This window comes from Pandoraea faecigallinarum, from assembly GCF_001029105.3.
In the GTDB taxonomy this organism is placed as follows: Bacteria; Pseudomonadota; Gammaproteobacteria; order Burkholderiales; family Burkholderiaceae; genus Pandoraea; species Pandoraea faecigallinarum.
Map to the genome: position 1 here is coordinate 4573052 of NZ_CP011807.3, position 15834 is coordinate 4588885.

Here is a 15834-nt window from a genome sequence, read left to right on the forward strand (position 1 = left end):
AAACGTTTCGGATCGAAAGCACTCACGTCAGACTCCTTGCTGAACTTGCAACTTGCCGGGCACCGCGCCGATGGAGCCGGCACCCATGGTGATAACGACGTCGCCCGCGCGGGCGACTTGCAGAATGGCGTCGGGCAGTTGCGCAACGTCTTCCACGAAAACCGGTTCCACCTTGCCGGCGACGCGCAACGCGCGCGCCAGCGCACGGCCGTCGGCGGCCACGATGGGCGCCTCACCGGCCGAGTACACTTCGCCGAGTACCACGGCGTCGGCGTCCGAGAGCACCTTCACGAAGTCCTCGAAGCAATCGCGCGTTCGCGTGTAACGGTGCGGCTGAAAAGCCAGCACGATGCGGCGTCCTGGGAACGCACCGCGCGCGGCGGAAAGCGTCGCCGCCATCTCGACCGGGTGATGGCCGTAGTCGTCGATGAGCGTGAACGCGCCCTCGCCACTCGACTTCGGCAGCGCGATGTCGCCATAACGCTGAAAACGCCGGCCGACGCCGTTAAATTCCGCCAGCGCCTGTTGAATCGCGGCGTCCGGCACTTCGAGTTCGGTCGCGATCGCGATGGCGGCCAGCGCATTGCGCACGTTGTGCTCGCCCGGCAAATTGAGGGTGATATCGAGCGGTGCGGCGCCCGCACCGAACTGACGCAGCACCGTGAAGCGCATCTGTGCGCCATCGGCACGCACGTCGATGGCGCGCACCTGCGCGTCTTCCGACAGGCCGTAACGCACAATCGGCTTCGACACGAACGGCAGAATCTCGCGCACATTCGGGTCGTCCACGCACAGCACGGCGATTCCATAAAACGGCAACCGCTGCGTGAACGCCACGAACGACTGTTTCAGACGGGCGAAGTCATGGCCGTACGTGTCCATGTGATCGGCATCGATGTTCGTGATGACTTCGATGACCGGGTTCAGGTTCAGGAACGATGCGTCCGACTCGTCGGCCTCGACCACGATGAAGTCGCCGGTGCCGAGCTTCGCATTCGCCCCCGCGCTGTTCAGACGGCCGCCGATCACGAAGGTCGGATCCAGTCCGCCCTGTGCCAGCACGCTCGCCACGAGGCTCGTCGTGGTTGTCTTGCCGTGCGTGCCCGCGATGGCCACCCCCTGCTTCAGACGCATGAGTTCCGCGAGCATCAGCGCGCGCGGCACGATCGGGATCTGACGGGCGCGGCCGGCGAGCACTTCCGGGTTGTCCGCCGTGATGGCGGTGGACACGACGATGGCGTCGGCGCCTTCGATGTGCTGCGCGGCATGGCCGCGCGCAATGCGCGCGCCAAGGCCGGCGAGGCGCTGCGTCACCGCGTTGTCGCCGAGGTCGGAGCCGCTCACCTGATACCCCAGGTTGAGCAGCACCTCGGCAATGCCGCTCATGCCCGCGCCGCCGATGCCGACGAAGTGAATGTGTTTGACGATGTGTTTCATTTCAATCCTTGGCCAGAGCCGCGCACACGCGCGCCACTTGTTCGGTGGCGTCCGGCTTGGCGAGCGCCCTGGCTTTCTCTCCCATCGCGAGCAGCGATTCGCGCGTCTGACGGCGCAGCCACTCGGCCAGGGTCTCGACCGACAGCTCGCGCTGGTCGATCAGCGTTGCCGCGCCCTTGTCGGCGAGAAAACGCGCGTTCGTCGTCTGGTGATCGTCGACCGCATGCGGGAACGGCACGAACAATGCCGCCACCCCTGCCGCCGCCACTTCGGCCACCGTCATCGCACCCGCCCGGCAGATCACCAGATCCGCCCCGGCGTAGGCCGCGACCATGTTGTCGATGAACGGCACGGCTTCGACCGTCACCCCCGCTGCGGCGTAATTCGCCTGCAACGTCTGAATATGTTTGACGCCCGCCTGATGCGTGACCTGCGGACGTGCGTCGCGCGGCAACTTGGCCAGCGCCTTCGGCACGATCTCATTGAGCACCGTCGCGCCCAGACTGCCGCCCACCACCAGAACGCGCAGCGGGCCGGTGCGTGCGTTGTAGCGCTCGGCCGGTGGCGTCATCTCGTCGAAGTCCGCGCGAATCGGATTGCCGACCCACTCCCCGCCCGCAATGGTGTCCGGAAATGCCAGCAGCACCTTGTCCGCCACGCGCGCGAGCACCTTGTTCGCCATCCCCGCGACCGAGTTCTGCTCGTGCAGCACTAGCGGTCGGCCCAGCAACGACGCCATCATCCCTGCCGGAAACGTGATGTAACCGCCCATGCCGAGCACCACGTCCGGCCGGGCACGACGCAACGCGCCGAGGCTCTGCCAGAACGCGCGCAGCAGATTGAGCGGCAGCAGCAGCTTGGTCATCAGCCCCTTGCCGCGCAGCCCACCGAACTTCACGAACTCCATCGGAATGTCGTACTTCGGCACGAGCGTCGCTTCCATGCCGGCCGGATTGCCGAGCCACACCACGCGCCACCCCTGCACCCGCAGGAAGTTGGCGACCGCGAGCCCCGGGAAGACGTGACCGCCCGTGCCGCCGGCCATGACCAGCAGCGTGCGTGTCTTCGTTTCCGGAGCCGGCATCGCGGTAGCGCGCTCGGTCATACTTTTCCTCCCCGCATCAGCACGCGGTTTTCGTAATCCACCCGCAGCAGGATCGCCACGGCCACACAGTTGAGCAAGATGCCCGAGCCGCCGTAGCTCACCAGCGGCAACGTCAGCCCCTTGGTCGGCAGCAGGCCGAGGTTCACGCCCATGTTGATGAAGGTCTGCGCGCCCAGCCACACACCGACGCCCTTCGCGAGCAAGCCGGCGAACGTACGCTCGAGCGCGAGTGCCTGACGTCCGATCTCGAACGCGCGGCGCACCAGCCAGTAGAAGAGGAGAATGACGACCAGCACGCCCACGAAACCGAACTCTTCGCCGATCACCGCAAGGATGAAGTCGGTGTGCGCTTCGGGCAGGTAATGCAGTTTTTCGATGCTCCCGCCGAGTCCGACACCCGTCCATTCACCGCGCCCGAACGCGATGAGCGAGTGTGTGAGCTGATACGCCTTGCCGAGCGCGTAGTCTTCGCGCCAAGGATCGAGATAGGCAAAAATCCGCTCCCGGCGCCACGGCGACAGCCAGATCAGCATCGCGAAGGTGCCCACCGCCGTGAGCGCGAGTCCGCCGAACAGCCGTCCGTTCACGCCACCGAGGAACAGAATGCCCATCGCGATGGCCGCGACCACCATGAACGCCCCCATGTCCGGTTCCAGCAGCAGCAACATGCCGACGAACACCACGGCGATGCCCATCGGCAGGAAGCCCTTGCCGAAGCTCTGCATGAATTCCTGCTTGCGCACCGTGTAATTCGCGGCGTACAGCGTGACCGCGAGCTTCATGATTTCCGACGGCTGGAGGTTGAGTATGCCGAACGGAATCCAGCGCTTCGAACCGTTCACGCCCTTGCCCACGTGCGGGATCAGCACGATCACCAGCAACAGCAACGCCAGCAGGAAGAGCTTGGGCGCGAGCCGGTCCATCGTCTTGACGGGAATCCGGAACGTGATGACCGCCGCCACCAGACCGATCGTGAGCGACACGATGTGACGGCCGAGGAAGTGGTACGTCGAGTAACCGCTGTACTTGGGCGAGTCCGGCAGCGCGACCGACGCCGAATACACCATGACGAGGCCCAGCGACAGCAGCGAGATCACGACCCATACCAGCGCGTGATCGTATTCGAGCATGCGCGAGCGCGTCGGCTTGATGCTGCCGAGGGTGCGATTGGCGGCGGTCGTCGCGGCGCCCGGCGCCGTGGCCGTGCCGGCACCGGCGAAACCGGCCTGACGCTTCTTGCTGAAGAACGACTTGATACGGTTCATAGCATCACCCCCGCGTCGGCGGCCAGGTCAACCACGGTGTCGCGAAATACCTGAGCGCGGTGCTCGTAGTTGCGGAACATATCGAAGCTCGCGCAGGCGGGCGAGAGCAGCACGGCGTCACCAGGCTGCGCCCGTTTCGCGGCTTCCCGCGTGGCGTCTTCGAGCGTCGGCGCATCGATCAGGTCGACGCCGGTGTCCGCCAGCGCTTCGCGCAGCAACGGCGCGTCGCGGCCGATCAGCAGCACGGCGCGCGCGTGATGGGCGACGGGATTGGCCAGCGGCGAGAAGTCCTGCCCCTTGCCGTCGCCACCGGCGATCAGGAGCAATGTCTTCTCCAGCCCGTTGATCGCCGCGACGGTCGCGCCGACGTTCGTGCCCTTGCTGTCGTCGTAGAACTCGACTTCATTGATCGTGGCAACGAGTTGCACGCGATGCGGCTCGCCGGGATATTCGCGCAGGCCGTGCAGCAACTTGGCGAGCGGCAGGTCGATCGCGCGCGTGAGCGCAAGCGCCGCCAGAGCGTTTGCCGCGTTGTGCTGACCGCGAATGCGCAGCGCGTCGGCCGGCATCAACCGCTTGCCCAGCACCTCGACGCTCGCTTGCGCCGCGCCGGCACCGGCCTTGCTGCGGCGCTTGGGCGCGGGCGGCGCGTCGTCGCGCGTGAACCCTTCGACCAGCCACGACATGCCGCCCTCCATCTCCAGCCCAAAGTCGCCCACCGCGTCGGGCTTGCCCGTGCCGAAGGTCACGACACTGGCCTCGGGCGAGGCGAAGGCGATGACGCGGGCGTCGTCGCGGTTGAGCACACGCACCGTGTGTTCACCGAAGATGCGCGCCTTGGCCTTGGCATAGGCGTCCATGTCGCCGTGCCAGTCCAGATGGTCCTGCGTGATATTGAGAATGGCGGCTGCGTCCGGCGCGAGCGAATGCGTCGTCTCCAACTGGAAGCTGGACAGTTCGAGTACCCAGACGTCGGGCAGCGTCGCCTCGGCAATGCACTCGCTCAACCGGTCGAGCGCCGACGGGCTGATGTTGCCCGCCACGGCCGTACGCTTGCCGGCCCGGCGGCACAGCAAACCCGTCAGGCTCGTGGTCGTGGTCTTGCCGTTCGTGCCCGTAATCGCGAGCACCTTCGGCGCGTAGCCGCTGGTCGCCTGCATATGGCGCAGCGCCTGGGCGAAGAATTCGATTTCGCCCCACACCGGAATGCCGCGCTCGGCGGCAACCGCCAGCAGCGCCGCCACGTCCGGGGCGAGCGGCGACAGCCCGGGGCTGATGCCGATGAGTTCGATTTCCGCGAGCAGCGTGTCGACCTGATCGGCGAATGCGCCGCCCACGAACTCGGCCTGCGGCGCGTCGACGCGCAGCGTCGCCACGTTCGGTGGTGTCTCCGTGGACGCAAAGCGCGTGTCGGCTGCGCGCACACGGCAGCCGTAGCGCGCGCACCAACGCGCCATCGCCAGGCCGGACTCTCCCAGACCCAGGATCAGGACACGCGGTTGCCAGGATTCACCAAACTTCTCGCCGAACACGTCGCTCTTTCCCTTTAATCGATTCAAACAACCTACGAATGCATCGCTTCAACGACACCGATCTACTGCTATCGGCGCGAGCGGCCCTACCTTTAGTCGAACTTTGCGTGAAAGCGACTCCGCACTTCGGCGGCGTCGTGATCTCGTCTTCTGTATGCCTTCCTGCGCCGCGGGCGGCGTCAACGCAGTTTCAACGTGGACAGGCCGATCAGCACCAGCATCAGCGTGATGATCCAGAAGCGGACCACCACCTGCGTTTCCTTCCATCCCGACAATTCGAAGTGGTGGTGCAGCGGCGCCATCTTGAAAATGCGCCGCCCCTCACCGAACCGCTTCTTGGTGTACTTGAACCAGGTGACCTGCAACATCACCGAAATCGTCTCCGCGACGAACACGCCGCCCATCACGAAGAGAACGACTTCCTGACGCACGATCACGGCAACCGTGCCAAGCGCGCCGCCGAGCGCCAGTGCGCCCACGTCGCCCATGAAGACCTGCGCCGGGTGCGTGTTGAACCATAGGAACGCCAGCCCCGCGCCCGACATCGCCGAACAGAACACGAGCAGTTCGCCCGCGCCGGGTATGTGCGGGAACAGCAGGTACTTGGAGTACACAACGTTGCCCATTACGTACGCGAACACCCCAAGCGCTGCACCGACCAGCACGACCGGCATGATCACCAGCCCGTCGAGGCCGTCGGTGAGGTTAACGGCGTTGGAGGAGCCTACGATGACAAAGTACGTGAGCGCGATGAAACCGAACACGCCCAACGGATAGCTCATCGTCTTGAAGAACGGCACGATGAAGTCCGCCTTCGGCGGCAGATCGAGCGGGAATCCGTTGCGCACCCAGCTGATGAACAGCTCGAAAACCTTGAGATTGCTGGTCTCCGACACCGAGAACGCGAGATAGATCGCCGCGAACAGACCGATAATCGACTGCCAGAAATACTTTTCGCGCGACGACATGCCGCGCGGGTCCTTGTAGACGACCTTCCGGTAGTCGTCGATCCAGCCGATGATCCCGAAACCGAGCGTAACGAGCAGCACGATCCAGATGAAACGATTGCTCAGATCCGCCCAGAGCAGCGTGGCGACGGTAATGCCGATCAGAATCAGCACGCCGCCCATCGTGGGCGTACCCGACTTCACCAGGTGAGTCTGCGGGCCGTCGGTGCGCACGGCCTGACCCACCTTCATTTCGGCGAGCTTGCGAATGACCATCGGCCCGAACGAGAGCCCGATCACCAGCGCCGTGAGGCTTGCCATCACGGCCCGAAACGTCAGGTAGTTGAACACGCGCAAGTAGCTCGCATCCGCTTGCAGCCATTGCGCCAACGTCAGCAACATTCCATCAATCCTTTATCACTTGGCCGGGGCGTCTCCGCCCCCGCTTTCACTCGTCGCGCGCAATTGTTCGAGCACGCGCTCCATCCGCATGAAGCGGCTTCCCTTCACCAGCACGGTGGCCGGCGCACTTAACGTGGCTTTCAACTCGGCCACGAGCGGCGAAACATCGGTCACATCCGAAAAATGCTCGCCGCCGTCGCCGAAAGCGGCGACGCTCGCCGGCGTCTGCGCGCCCAGCGCCAGCAGCCTGTCGATACCGCGCTGTGCGGCGTATTCGCCCACCTCGCGGTGAAATGCGGGGCCGTTGTCGCCCACTTCGCCCATGTCGCCCAGCACGAGCACACGCGGCGCAGGGGTTTGGGCGAGCACATCGATTGCGGCCCGTACAGAATCGGGGTTCGCATTATAGGTGTCGTCGATCAACGTGACACCTGCAAGAGGTCCCTTTGAGAGCGTGGACACCTGGAGACGGCCTTTGACGGCGGAAAATGCTTCGAGTGCCCGCACGATCGAACCCACGTCGACGTGCGCGCCCAAAGCGCAGGCAATCGCGGCCAACGCGTTGCGCGCGTTGTGCTCGCCCAGCAGCGGCAACGTGAGTGAGAACTCGCCCGCCGGCGACGCCACACGCAGCACCCGCGTCGCCACGTCGTAGCGGCCGGACACCGCCGCGCGTGTGTCGAGCGCAAAGTCGAGTACGCGGCGCTTGCCAGCGATCTCGCGCCACATCGATGCGAATTCGCTTTCCGCCGGGAACACGGCAACGCCATCGGCGGGTAGCGCCGCCAGTACGGCCGAATGCTCTTCGGCCACGGCGGCCACGCTCACCATGAATTCCTGATGTTCGCGCTGCGCGTTGTTGATCACGGCCACCGTCGGCTGGGCGATCTGCGCGAGGTACGCAGTCTCGCCCGGGTGGTTCATGCCGAGTTCGAGCACCGCCAGTTTGTCGCCGTCTTTCAGACGAAACACAGTCAGCGGCAGGCCGATGTCGTTGTTGAAATTACCCGCAGTGGCCAGACGCGCGTCCGCCCCCGCCGCCTCGGCGAAAATCGCCGAGATCATCTCCTTGACGGTCGTCTTGCCATTGCTGCCGGTCACGGCGACCACGGGAATCGAGAAGCGGCGACGCCACGCCGCAGCCATCTCGCCCAGTGCGATACGCGTGTCCGGCACGAGCAGCGCCGGCGTGCCGAAACCTTCCGGAAGGCGCGTTGCGACCACGGCGGCGGCACCGGCGCGCACCACGTCGGGCAGAAAGTCGTGCGCGTCGAAACGCTCGCCCTTGAGCGCGACGAAAAGATCGCCCGGCTGAACCGAACGGCTATCCGTCACGATGCGCGAGAACGCCGTCGACGCTTCGCCAAGCACTTGCGACCCGGTTACGGCGACGTTGACATCGCGCAGGTTCCACAGGGGCGTGGGGGTCGTGGGGGTCGTTTGCGTCATTCGCCACCTCCGCGCACAGTGGTCGCACGCGCGGCGAGTGCCAGACGTGCGTGTTCCTGATCGGAGAACGGCCGCTTCTTGCCCATGATTTCCTGTGTACTTTCGTGTCCCTTGCCCGCGATGAGCACGACGTCCGCCGCCTGCGCCCCGCGCACGGCCTGGAGAATCGCGCTGGCGCGGTCTTCGATACGACGGGCGGCATCGGGTTGCGCGAGTCCCGCGGCGACTTGCGCCATGATCTCGGCCGGCACCTCGGTGCGCGGGTTGTCGCTCGTGAGCACGACAGCGTCTGCCAGACGCTCGGCCACCGCCCCCATCTGCGGACGCTTGCCCGCATCGCGATCCCCGCCACAGCCGAATACGCAGACGAGCTTGCCGCCACGGGCCTCGGCCACCGGCCGCAGGGCCGCGAGCGTCTTGTCGAGGGCATCGGGCGTGTGCGCGTAATCGATGACGACCAGGGGCTGCCCCGGCTGTCCGATCTGCTCCATGCGGCCGGAGACCGGTGCGAGGGTCGCCAGACCTGCGATAGCGGCATCTTGCGGCACTCCGGCGGCGAGCGCCGCGCCGAGCACGGCCAGTGCGTTGCTGACGTTGAATTCGCCGATCAGCGGCACCGTGACCGGCTGACTCTGGTCGTCGATATGCAGCGTGAAGCGCGTGCCCGCGGTCGTCGCACGGATGTCTTCCGCACGCACGACCCGGTTGCCGTGCGCCGAGACCGCATTGCCGTGAATGCCGTACTCGAACACCGGCGTCTTGCCGGCCAGGCGCGCGAGCAGGCGCTGCCCCATCGCGTCGTCGCGATTGATGACGGCGGCCTTCAGGCCTGGCCAGTCGAACAGACGTGTCTTGGCGGCCTCGTACTCGGCCATCGTGCCGTGATAGTCGAGATGGTCCTGCGTCAGATTGGTGAACACCGCGACGTCGAATGCGACACCGTTGACGCGGCCCTGGTACAGGCCATGCGACGACACTTCCATCGCCACCGCAGCGGCGCCTTGCGCGCGAAGGTCGTCGAGGCTGTGTTGAAGCTGGACGGCGTCGGGCGTGGTGAAGCCCGTGACGGTGAGATGTCCGGGAAAGCCGCTGCCCAGCGTGCCGATCACAGCGCTGCGCACGTTCGACTTCGTGAGCAATTGCGCCAGCCACTGGCTGCACGAGGTCTTGCCGTTGGTGCCCGTCACGCCGAGCATCGTCATGCCGGCGCTCGGCTCGCCGTACCAGAGCGCCGCCAATGACCCGGCGAGCCAGTCCAGACGCGGCACGCCGAACTGCGGCACGCTTGCGAGGCGGGTCAGCGATGCGGGCCACGTAAAGTCGTCCGTCTGCCAGAGCACGGCGGCGGCCCCCCGCTCGACGGCGTCGGCAATGAAACCGCGGCTGTCGGCGCCCTTGACGGCGTACGCAACGAACACATCGCCCGGCAAGACACGACGGCTATCCGCATGCAGCGTTGCCCCGGCGGGCACCGTACGACGCAGCCAGTCCCATGCCTGCGCGAGCGCGGCGCGCTCGGCAGCGTTCGCGATCATGGCGAATGTGGCGGGATTTTGCGGCGTCGGCGTCACGGGGCCCATGGCTCGCTCTCCTCCACCTTGTCGCTCACGACGAGCTTGGTCACCGGCGAATCCGGCACCACGTTCAATGCGCGCAACGTGCCGCCCACGATCGACGCGAACACCGGACCGGCGGCCACGCCACCATAGTGGGAACCGCGCCCCGGTTCGTCGAGCGTCACCGCCACGATGATGCGCGGCTCCGACATCGGCGCCATGCCGACGAACGACGCGCGGTACTTGCTCTTGTCGTACCCCTTGCCCGACTGCTTGTAGGCCGTGCCGGTCTTGCCGCCGACGCGATAGCCGATGACCTGCGCTCGCGTGGCGGTGCCGCCCGGCGACGTCACCATTTCCAGCATCTTGCGCACTTCACGCGCCGTTGCCGGCGAGATCACGGGCGTTCCCTTCACGACACTGCCGTCCGTCTTGTAGATGGAGATGGGCAACAGCTCGCCGTCATGAGCAAACACGGTGTACGCGCGCGCCAACTGAATCAGCGAGGCAGACAGGCCATAACCGTAGCCCATCGTCGCCTGCTCGATCGGACGCCAGCTCTTGGCAGGGCGCAAACGTCCTGCCACCGCTCCCGGGAATCCGAGCTTCGGCGCCTGGCCGAGGCCGACGCTGGCGAACATGTCCCACATTTCCTGCGGCTTCATCTGCAACGCGATCTTGGCGGTACCGATGTTGCTCGACTTCTGAATGACGCCCGCCACCGTAAGCAGACCGTAATCGTGCGTATCCGTGATGTTTGCGCCAAAGAAGTTGGCGCGACCGGTGGTCATGACCGTCGACGTCGGCTTCACGTAGCCGTTTTCGATCGCCGCCGCGATGGTGATCGGCTTCATGATCGAACCGGGCTCGAACGTGTCCGTAATGACCCGGTTGCGCAACTGCGCCCCCGTCAGGTTCGTACGATTGTTGGGGTTGTACGTCGGCAGGTTGACCAGGGCGAGCACTTCGCCCGTGCGCACGTCGAGCACCACGGCGCTGCCGGCTTTGGCGCCGGTGCGCTCGATGGCGTCCTTGAGTTCGCTGTAGGCGAGGAACTGAATCTTGCTGTCGATCGAGAGCGTGATGTCGTGCCCGTCGCGCGGCTGCGCCAGGATGTCGAGGTCTTCGACCACGCGTCCCAGCCGATCCTTGATCACGCGGCGGCTGCCCGGCGTGGCGGCCAGATCCTTCTGCATCGACAGCTCGACGCCCTCCTGACCGATATCCTCTACATTCGTAAAGCCGACCACGTGCGCCGCAATTTCGCCTTCCGGATAGAAGCGCTTGTATTCCTTGCGCTGGTATACCCCCGGAATGTCGAGATCCGCGACTTGCTTGGCGACGTCGGGCAGGACTTGCCGCTTCACGTAGACGAAGCTCTTTTCCTGATTGAATTTGCGGCGCAGGTCCGGCTCGCTCATCTCGAGCAGGCGTGCGAGCTTGCGTACCTGATCGGCCGATACGTCGTCGGGCACGTCTTCCGGAATCGCCCAGATGGCCTTGACGGGCAGACTGGTGGCAAGCACCTGACCGTTACGGTCGAACACTTTGCCGCGCGTGGCGGACATCTCCAGAGTGCGTTCGTAACGGCTCTCGCCCTGACGTTGATAGAAGGCGTTGCCCGGCCCCTGAATCCAGAAGGCGCGCGCGACCAGCGACGCGAACGCGCCGAAGATCACGAAGACGAGCATCTTCGAGCGCCACATCGGCAGACGCACGGACAGGACCGGGCTGGCAGAGAACTGCACATCCTTGGTCTTGGATTTGGCGTCTTTGCGGCGAATCATCGCTTGCCTCCGCTCGCGGGGGCGGACGCGGCGCTCGCCGTCGGCACCGGCACGTCCACCATCGCACCCGAACTACCGGCCGGGGCGGACAGATATTGCGTGCGGCCCGGCGAGACGGCCTGCATCTTCAGGTCGCTGCGGGCCACGCTTTCGATACGGGCGCTCTTGCTCTGGGCGCTCTGCTCGTACTGAAGACGGTCCCAGTCCTGCAACAGCTGATGCTCGAGCGCCTGCTCGCGGTTCAGTTCGACGAACGTGCCGCGCGCACGGTACTGCGCATTGATCAGGGAGAGCGCGCAGCCGATGAGCAGCGCGAGCAGAAGAACGTTGAGCCGGCTCATGACGACACCCGCTCCATGACGCGCATGATCGCCGAGCGCGAACGCGGGTTCGCTTCCACTTCGGCAGCGGACGGCTTGATCTTGCGGCTGGCCTTGAACGGCGGCTCGGGAATTTCGTGGGCGCGCAAAGGCACGCGGCGATCCACCGCCGGCGCGCTCGAGCGCGCTTGCATGAAGCGCTTCACGATACGGTCTTCCAGCGAATGAAAGCTGATCGCCACGAGTCTGCCTCCCGTTTCGAGGACATCGGCCGCCACATCCAGTGCTATCTGCAAGTCCGCAAGCTCTTGATTGACGTGAATCCGTAGAGCCTGAAAGGTACGTGTTGCCGGGTCCTTGCCCTTCTCACGGGTCTTGACGGCACCCGCCACGATCGAGGCAAGCTCGCGTGTACTGACGAGAGGCCCGAGGCGGTCGGCGTCTGCCCGGCGAGCAACAAGCGCCTTTGCAATCTGAAAAGCAAACCGTTCTTCCCCATAGTCCTTGATGACCTCCGTCATTTCTTCCAGCGTTGCCCGTGCCAGCCACTCGGCGGCCGACTCGCCGCGCGTGGGATCCATGCGCATATCGAGCGGGCCGTCGGAACGAAAACTGAATCCGCGCGCGGGGTCGTCGATCTGCGGCGACGACACGCCCAGGTCCAGCAAAACGCCCGACACTCTGTCGATACCGCGCCGGGCCAGCGCTTCGCGCAACGTCGCAAAGCTCTCGTGCTCAATCGAAAATCGCGGATCGGCAATCTTTGCCGCCTCCGCGATCGCTTGAGGGTCCTTGTCGAACGCGATCAACCTGCCCTTCGGACCCAGCCGTTCGAGCAGCCCGCGACTGTGCCCGCCGCGGCCGAACGTGCCGTCGACGTATACGCCATCGTCGCGCCACAGCAAGGCATCCACGGCCTCCTCCAGCAGGACCGTGCGGTGCTGCATTACCGTTTCCACCGCGTGCGCCATGCTCGTCGGACCACCTGATCTATCAAAAAGTGAAGTTCTTCAGTGCCTCCGGCATACCCTGCGCCATCGCTGCCTGCTCCTTGGCGGCGTACGTCGCGGCATCCCAGAGTTCAAAGTGACTGCCCATGCCCAACAGCATGACTTCCTTGTCCATGCCCGCGGCCGCGCGCAATTCGGGCGCCACCAGGACACGGCCCGCCGAATCCATCTCGACGTCGGCTGCGTTGCCCAGGAAGATGCGTCGCCACCAGTGCGCGTCCATCGGCAGTGCGGCGATCTTGCCGCGAAAGATTTCCCATTCGGGCCGAGGGAACAGCAACAGACATCCATCCGGGTGCTTGGTGATCGTCACCTTGCCTTGCGCGTCGCCCTGAAGCACGTCACGGTGCCGGGCCGGAATCGACATCCGTCCCTTTGCATCCAGTGAAAGTGCCGAGGCCCCTTGAAACACGTGCGCTCCCGTGAGGTTTCGTCCGCCTGCCCGTCATGCCGAAAGAGAAAGATTTTGTGGCCTACACCACACAAAAATACACTTTCTCACACTATTTCCCACTTTAGAGGAGAGTGTATGGCCGGTCAAGCGTTTCGCCCGTTTTTCGAAGGGAATTTGGTAGTCAGAACAATGACTTAGCTCACTTTCCTAAAGCAGGAAAACGAAATTTTGTCAGAAAAATTAAAGACATAAGTGCGATAGTGAAAGTGGAACCTCATATTTTAGGCATCGCCTCGGGGAGGCCCGCCATCACTATCGATACCGGGTAGTGCGCGCTCACGCCGTGCCGAAACGAAGGAATCGCTGGCTGGCGCGCATCGCGAGGAGGAAAATCGACTCAGAAGGTGGGGGTCGTTCGGGGGGACATTCCGGACACACTATATATAGTAGGCCGTCGTCGTCATCACCTTTGCAGCGGCGCGCATTACGCGCTGCACGGGGATGGGCAATTCGACCCCGCCGGCATCGCGCGCGGCCTGACCGTGCTCGATCTCATCGCGCCGCATCTGATCGACGATGGCCCGCGAGCGCAAGTCATGTGGCGGAAGATCGGCCAGATGGCTATCCAGATGGTGCTCCACCTGACGCTCGGTCTCCGACATGAAGCCAAGACTCACCTTGTCGCCGCACTTGCCGGCAACGAAGCCGATGGCAAACGCACCGGCATACCACAGCGGGTTAAGCAGACTCGGGCGCGAGCCAAGCTCGGAGAGACGGTGCGCCGTCCACGCCAGATGGTCCTCTTCTTCCTTGCCTGCATGCTCGAAAGCCGTCCGTAGCTCCGGGCGCTTCGTCGCCAGTTTCTGCGCCTGATACAACGCCTGCGCACAAACCTCCCCAACATGATTCACCCGCATCAGGCCAGCCACGTGACGACGCTCTTCCGGCGTCAGGGCGTCATCGCCAACGGGCGCATCGCGATGCGAAGACGGCGCCGCGGCAGGCGTGGGACGGGATGCTTGCGTAACGCCGGCGATCGCGCGCAGGCCACGGTCAAGCTCGGAGATCAGGCTATCGGAGAACATCGTACTTTCAACTCGCTTAAATCTTTCACCATGTGGGACGCTGGACGATTCTATCGCGTCCGCCGCCGATGACACGCCCCTTTATCCGGCGCGCCTTGCGCGGGCGCAAACGCGGGAAATCCCCGTCTGACGCCGGTTTCCGGGATGTTGCGTAAACGAAACAAAACCCGTCGCAAACCCGCGTAAAACCGGCCTTTTCCTTTGCCGCCCAAAGTGAATTTGTTACATTACGTCCAACTTCTCGCGAAGTTGATTAGCAAGGACGTTATCACTAGTGACCTTGTTAAACAAATCTCACAATCCTTTGGAGATCACTCAATGAAAAAGTCGCTTCTCGCTCTGGGTGTGCTCGGCGCATTCGCTGGCGCTGCTCACGCACAAAGCAGCGTGACCCTGTACGGTATCATCGACGCTGGCCTGCAATACGTCAGCAAGACCGGTGGCAGCCTGGCCGGCACGGGCAACGCAACGAAGAACTTCCAGTTCGCTAACGGTAACCTGCAAGGTTCGCGTTGGGGCCTGAAGGGTGCTGAAGACCTCGGTGGTGGCCTGAAGGCGATCTTCGTCTTGGAAAACGGCTTCAACCTGGGCAATGGCACGCTGGGCCAGAACGGTCGTATGTTCGGCCGTCAAGCCTACGTTGGCCTGAGCAGCGCAACGGCTGGTACGCTGACCATCGGTCGTCAGTACGACTCCGTGGTTGACTTCGTTGGTCCGTACGCTTCGGGTAGCCAGTGGTCGACGTTCGCGGGCGCTCACCCGTTCGACAACGACAACCTGAACAACTCGTTCCGCGTTAACAACTCGGTCAAGTACACGACGGTCAACTACAACGGCTTCAGCGCCGGCGGTATGTATGGCTTCTCGAACTCGGCCAACAACGGCACGACGGGTTCGGGCTTCGCTAACAACCGCGCTTACTCGTTCGGCCTGGGCTACGCTAACGGCCCGGTGTCGTTCGGTGCAGGTTACTTGTACCTCGGCTCGCCGGCTAGCAACGCCAGCGGCGTGATCAACAACGGCGGCGATGCTACGACCCCGATGACGCTCGGCGGCGCAGCTGCTAGCGACAAGGCATGGATCGCATCGGCAGGCGGTTCGTACGCCTTCGGTCCGGCAACGCTGGGTCTGGTCTACGCCCACAGCGTGTATCAGTACATCGGTGGCGGCAGCTGGAAGTTCGACAACGCCGAACTGAACGCCAAGTACATGCTGACCCCGGCTCTGCAACTGGGCGCATCGTACACGTACACCTGGTCGACGCTGAACGCACTGGGCAGCAATGTGTCGCCGAAGTACCACCAAGTCAACCTGGGCGTCGACTACTTCCTGTCGAAGCGCACGGACACGTACCTGGTTGGTCTGTGGCAACACGCCAACAACGACGCTCCTGGCGGTGCATCGTTGAACGGCCTGGGCTTCTCGAACAGCACGAACCAGTTCGCTGTTACGGCCGGTATCCGTCACAAGTTCTAAGCTGACAGTTTCTGTCACTTAGGCTTTGACGAAAGGGCACCTTCGGGTGCCCTTTTTTATTTCCTCACG

13 protein-coding genes are annotated in these 15834 nt (G+C 64.3%); 1 reads left to right on the forward strand and 12 read right to left on the reverse strand.

Annotated elements, in window-relative coordinates:
* Nucleotides 1-27 precede the first annotated feature (27 nt).
* The 12 genes from murC to coq7 all read right to left on the reverse strand — a co-directional run bounded on the left by murC (nt 28) and on the right by coq7 (nt 14289).
* Entirely contained in the window at nt 28-1437 is a 1410-nt protein-coding gene (gene murC / locus AB870_RS20105) for a UDP-N-acetylmuramate--L-alanine ligase (protein ID WP_047906049.1), read from the reverse strand.
* A 1-nt stretch (nt 1438) separates the two neighbouring features.
* Nucleotides 1439-2542, reverse strand: a complete 1104-nt coding sequence (murG, locus tag AB870_RS20110) for an undecaprenyldiphospho-muramoylpentapeptide beta-N-acetylglucosaminyltransferase (RefSeq protein WP_084663927.1) — start codon at nt 2540-2542, stop codon at nt 1439-1441.
* The gene (gene ftsW / locus AB870_RS20115; protein ID WP_047906050.1) at nt 2539-3807 is read right to left on the reverse strand and encodes a putative lipid II flippase FtsW; all 1269 of its coding nucleotides are present in this window, start codon (nt 3805-3807) and stop codon (nt 2539-2541) included. The genes murG and ftsW overlap by 4 nt, the downstream gene beginning before the upstream one ends.
* A complete protein-coding gene (gene murD, locus AB870_RS20120; RefSeq protein WP_047906051.1) occupies nt 3804-5339 on the reverse strand; it encodes a UDP-N-acetylmuramoyl-L-alanine--D-glutamate ligase in 1536 nt (511 codons plus the stop codon). The genes ftsW and murD overlap by 4 nt, the downstream gene beginning before the upstream one ends.
* A gap of 179 nt (nt 5340-5518) precedes the next feature.
* Nucleotides 5519-6688: a phospho-N-acetylmuramoyl-pentapeptide-transferase gene (gene mraY / locus AB870_RS20125; RefSeq protein ID WP_044457166.1), complete on the reverse strand. Its 1170-nt coding sequence runs from the start codon at nt 6686-6688 to the stop codon at nt 5519-5521.
* A 15-nt stretch (nt 6689-6703) separates the two neighbouring features.
* Nucleotides 6704-8137: a UDP-N-acetylmuramoyl-tripeptide--D-alanyl-D-alanine ligase gene (locus AB870_RS20130; RefSeq protein ID WP_047906052.1), complete on the reverse strand. Its 1434-nt coding sequence runs from the start codon at nt 8135-8137 to the stop codon at nt 6704-6706.
* Nucleotides 8134-9672 (reverse strand): UDP-N-acetylmuramoyl-L-alanyl-D-glutamate--2,6-diaminopimelate ligase, encoded by a 1539-nt coding sequence (locus AB870_RS20135; RefSeq protein ID WP_047908476.1) that lies wholly within the window; start codon nt 9670-9672, stop codon nt 8134-8136. The genes AB870_RS20130 and AB870_RS20135 overlap by 4 nt, the downstream gene beginning before the upstream one ends.
* 32 nt (nt 9673-9704) lie before the next feature.
* Complete coding sequence (locus AB870_RS20140; protein WP_047906053.1) at nt 9705-11480, reverse strand: peptidoglycan D,D-transpeptidase FtsI family protein; 1776 nt, start codon at nt 11478-11480, stop codon at nt 9705-9707.
* Nucleotides 11477-11821 carry a cell division protein FtsL gene (ftsL, locus tag AB870_RS20145; RefSeq protein WP_047906054.1) on the reverse strand — a complete coding sequence of 115 codons (345 nt, stop codon included), beginning with the start codon at nt 11819-11821 and terminating at the stop codon, nt 11477-11479. Before ftsL ends, AB870_RS20140 begins: the two co-directional genes overlap by 4 nt.
* The gene (rsmH, locus tag AB870_RS20150; RefSeq protein ID WP_418303972.1) at nt 11818-12747 is read right to left on the reverse strand and encodes a 16S rRNA (cytosine(1402)-N(4))-methyltransferase RsmH; all 930 of its coding nucleotides are present in this window, start codon (nt 12745-12747) and stop codon (nt 11818-11820) included. Before rsmH ends, ftsL begins: the two co-directional genes overlap by 4 nt.
* Nucleotides 12748-12793: 46 nt before the next feature.
* Entirely contained in the window at nt 12794-13222 is a 429-nt protein-coding gene (gene mraZ / locus AB870_RS20155; protein ID WP_047906056.1) for a division/cell wall cluster transcriptional repressor MraZ, read from the reverse strand.
* A 419-nt stretch (nt 13223-13641) separates the two neighbouring features.
* A complete protein-coding gene (gene coq7 / locus AB870_RS20160; RefSeq protein ID WP_047906057.1) occupies nt 13642-14289 on the reverse strand; it encodes a 2-polyprenyl-3-methyl-6-methoxy-1,4-benzoquinone monooxygenase in 648 nt (215 codons plus the stop codon).
* Nucleotides 14290-14607: 318 nt separating this feature from the next.
* Between coq7 and AB870_RS20165 the strand changes: the two genes are divergently transcribed.
* Complete coding sequence (locus tag AB870_RS20165; protein ID WP_047906058.1) at nt 14608-15765, forward strand: porin; 1158 nt, start codon at nt 14608-14610, stop codon at nt 15763-15765.
* The last annotated feature ends 69 nt before the right edge of the window (nt 15766-15834 follow it).

Coding starts and splice junctions, on each gene's coding strand:
- rsmH (WP_418303972.1), bottom strand. CDS start 12,747: ATGCAGCACCGCACGGTCCTGCTGGAGGAGGCCGTGGATGCCTTGCTG.
- ftsL (WP_047906054.1), bottom strand. CDS start 11,821: ATGAGCCGGCTCAACGTTCTTCTGCTCGCGCTGCTCATCGGCTGCGCG.
- AB870_RS20165 (WP_047906058.1), top strand. CDS start 14,608: ATGAAAAAGTCGCTTCTCGCTCTGGGTGTGCTCGGCGCATTCGCTGGC.
- AB870_RS20140 (WP_047906053.1), bottom strand. CDS start 11,480: ATGATTCGCCGCAAAGACGCCAAATCCAAGACCAAGGATGTGCAGTTC.
- ftsW (WP_047906050.1), bottom strand. CDS start 3,807: ATGAACCGTATCAAGTCGTTCTTCAGCAAGAAGCGTCAGGCCGGTTTC.
- murC (WP_047906049.1), bottom strand. CDS start 1,437: ATGAAACACATCGTCAAACACATTCACTTCGTCGGCATCGGCGGCGCG.
- mraY (WP_044457166.1), bottom strand. CDS start 6,688: ATGTTGCTGACGTTGGCGCAATGGCTGCAAGCGGATGCGAGCTACTTG.
- AB870_RS20135 (WP_047908476.1), bottom strand. CDS start 9,672: ATGATCGCGAACGCTGCCGAGCGCGCCGCGCTCGCGCAGGCATGGGAC.
- coq7 (WP_047906057.1), bottom strand. CDS start 14,289: ATGTTCTCCGATAGCCTGATCTCCGAGCTTGACCGTGGCCTGCGCGCG.
- AB870_RS20130 (WP_047906052.1), bottom strand. CDS start 8,137: ATGACGCAAACGACCCCCACGACCCCCACGCCCCTGTGGAACCTGCGC.
- murG (WP_084663927.1), bottom strand. CDS start 2,542: ATGACCGAGCGCGCTACCGCGATGCCGGCTCCGGAAACGAAGACACGC.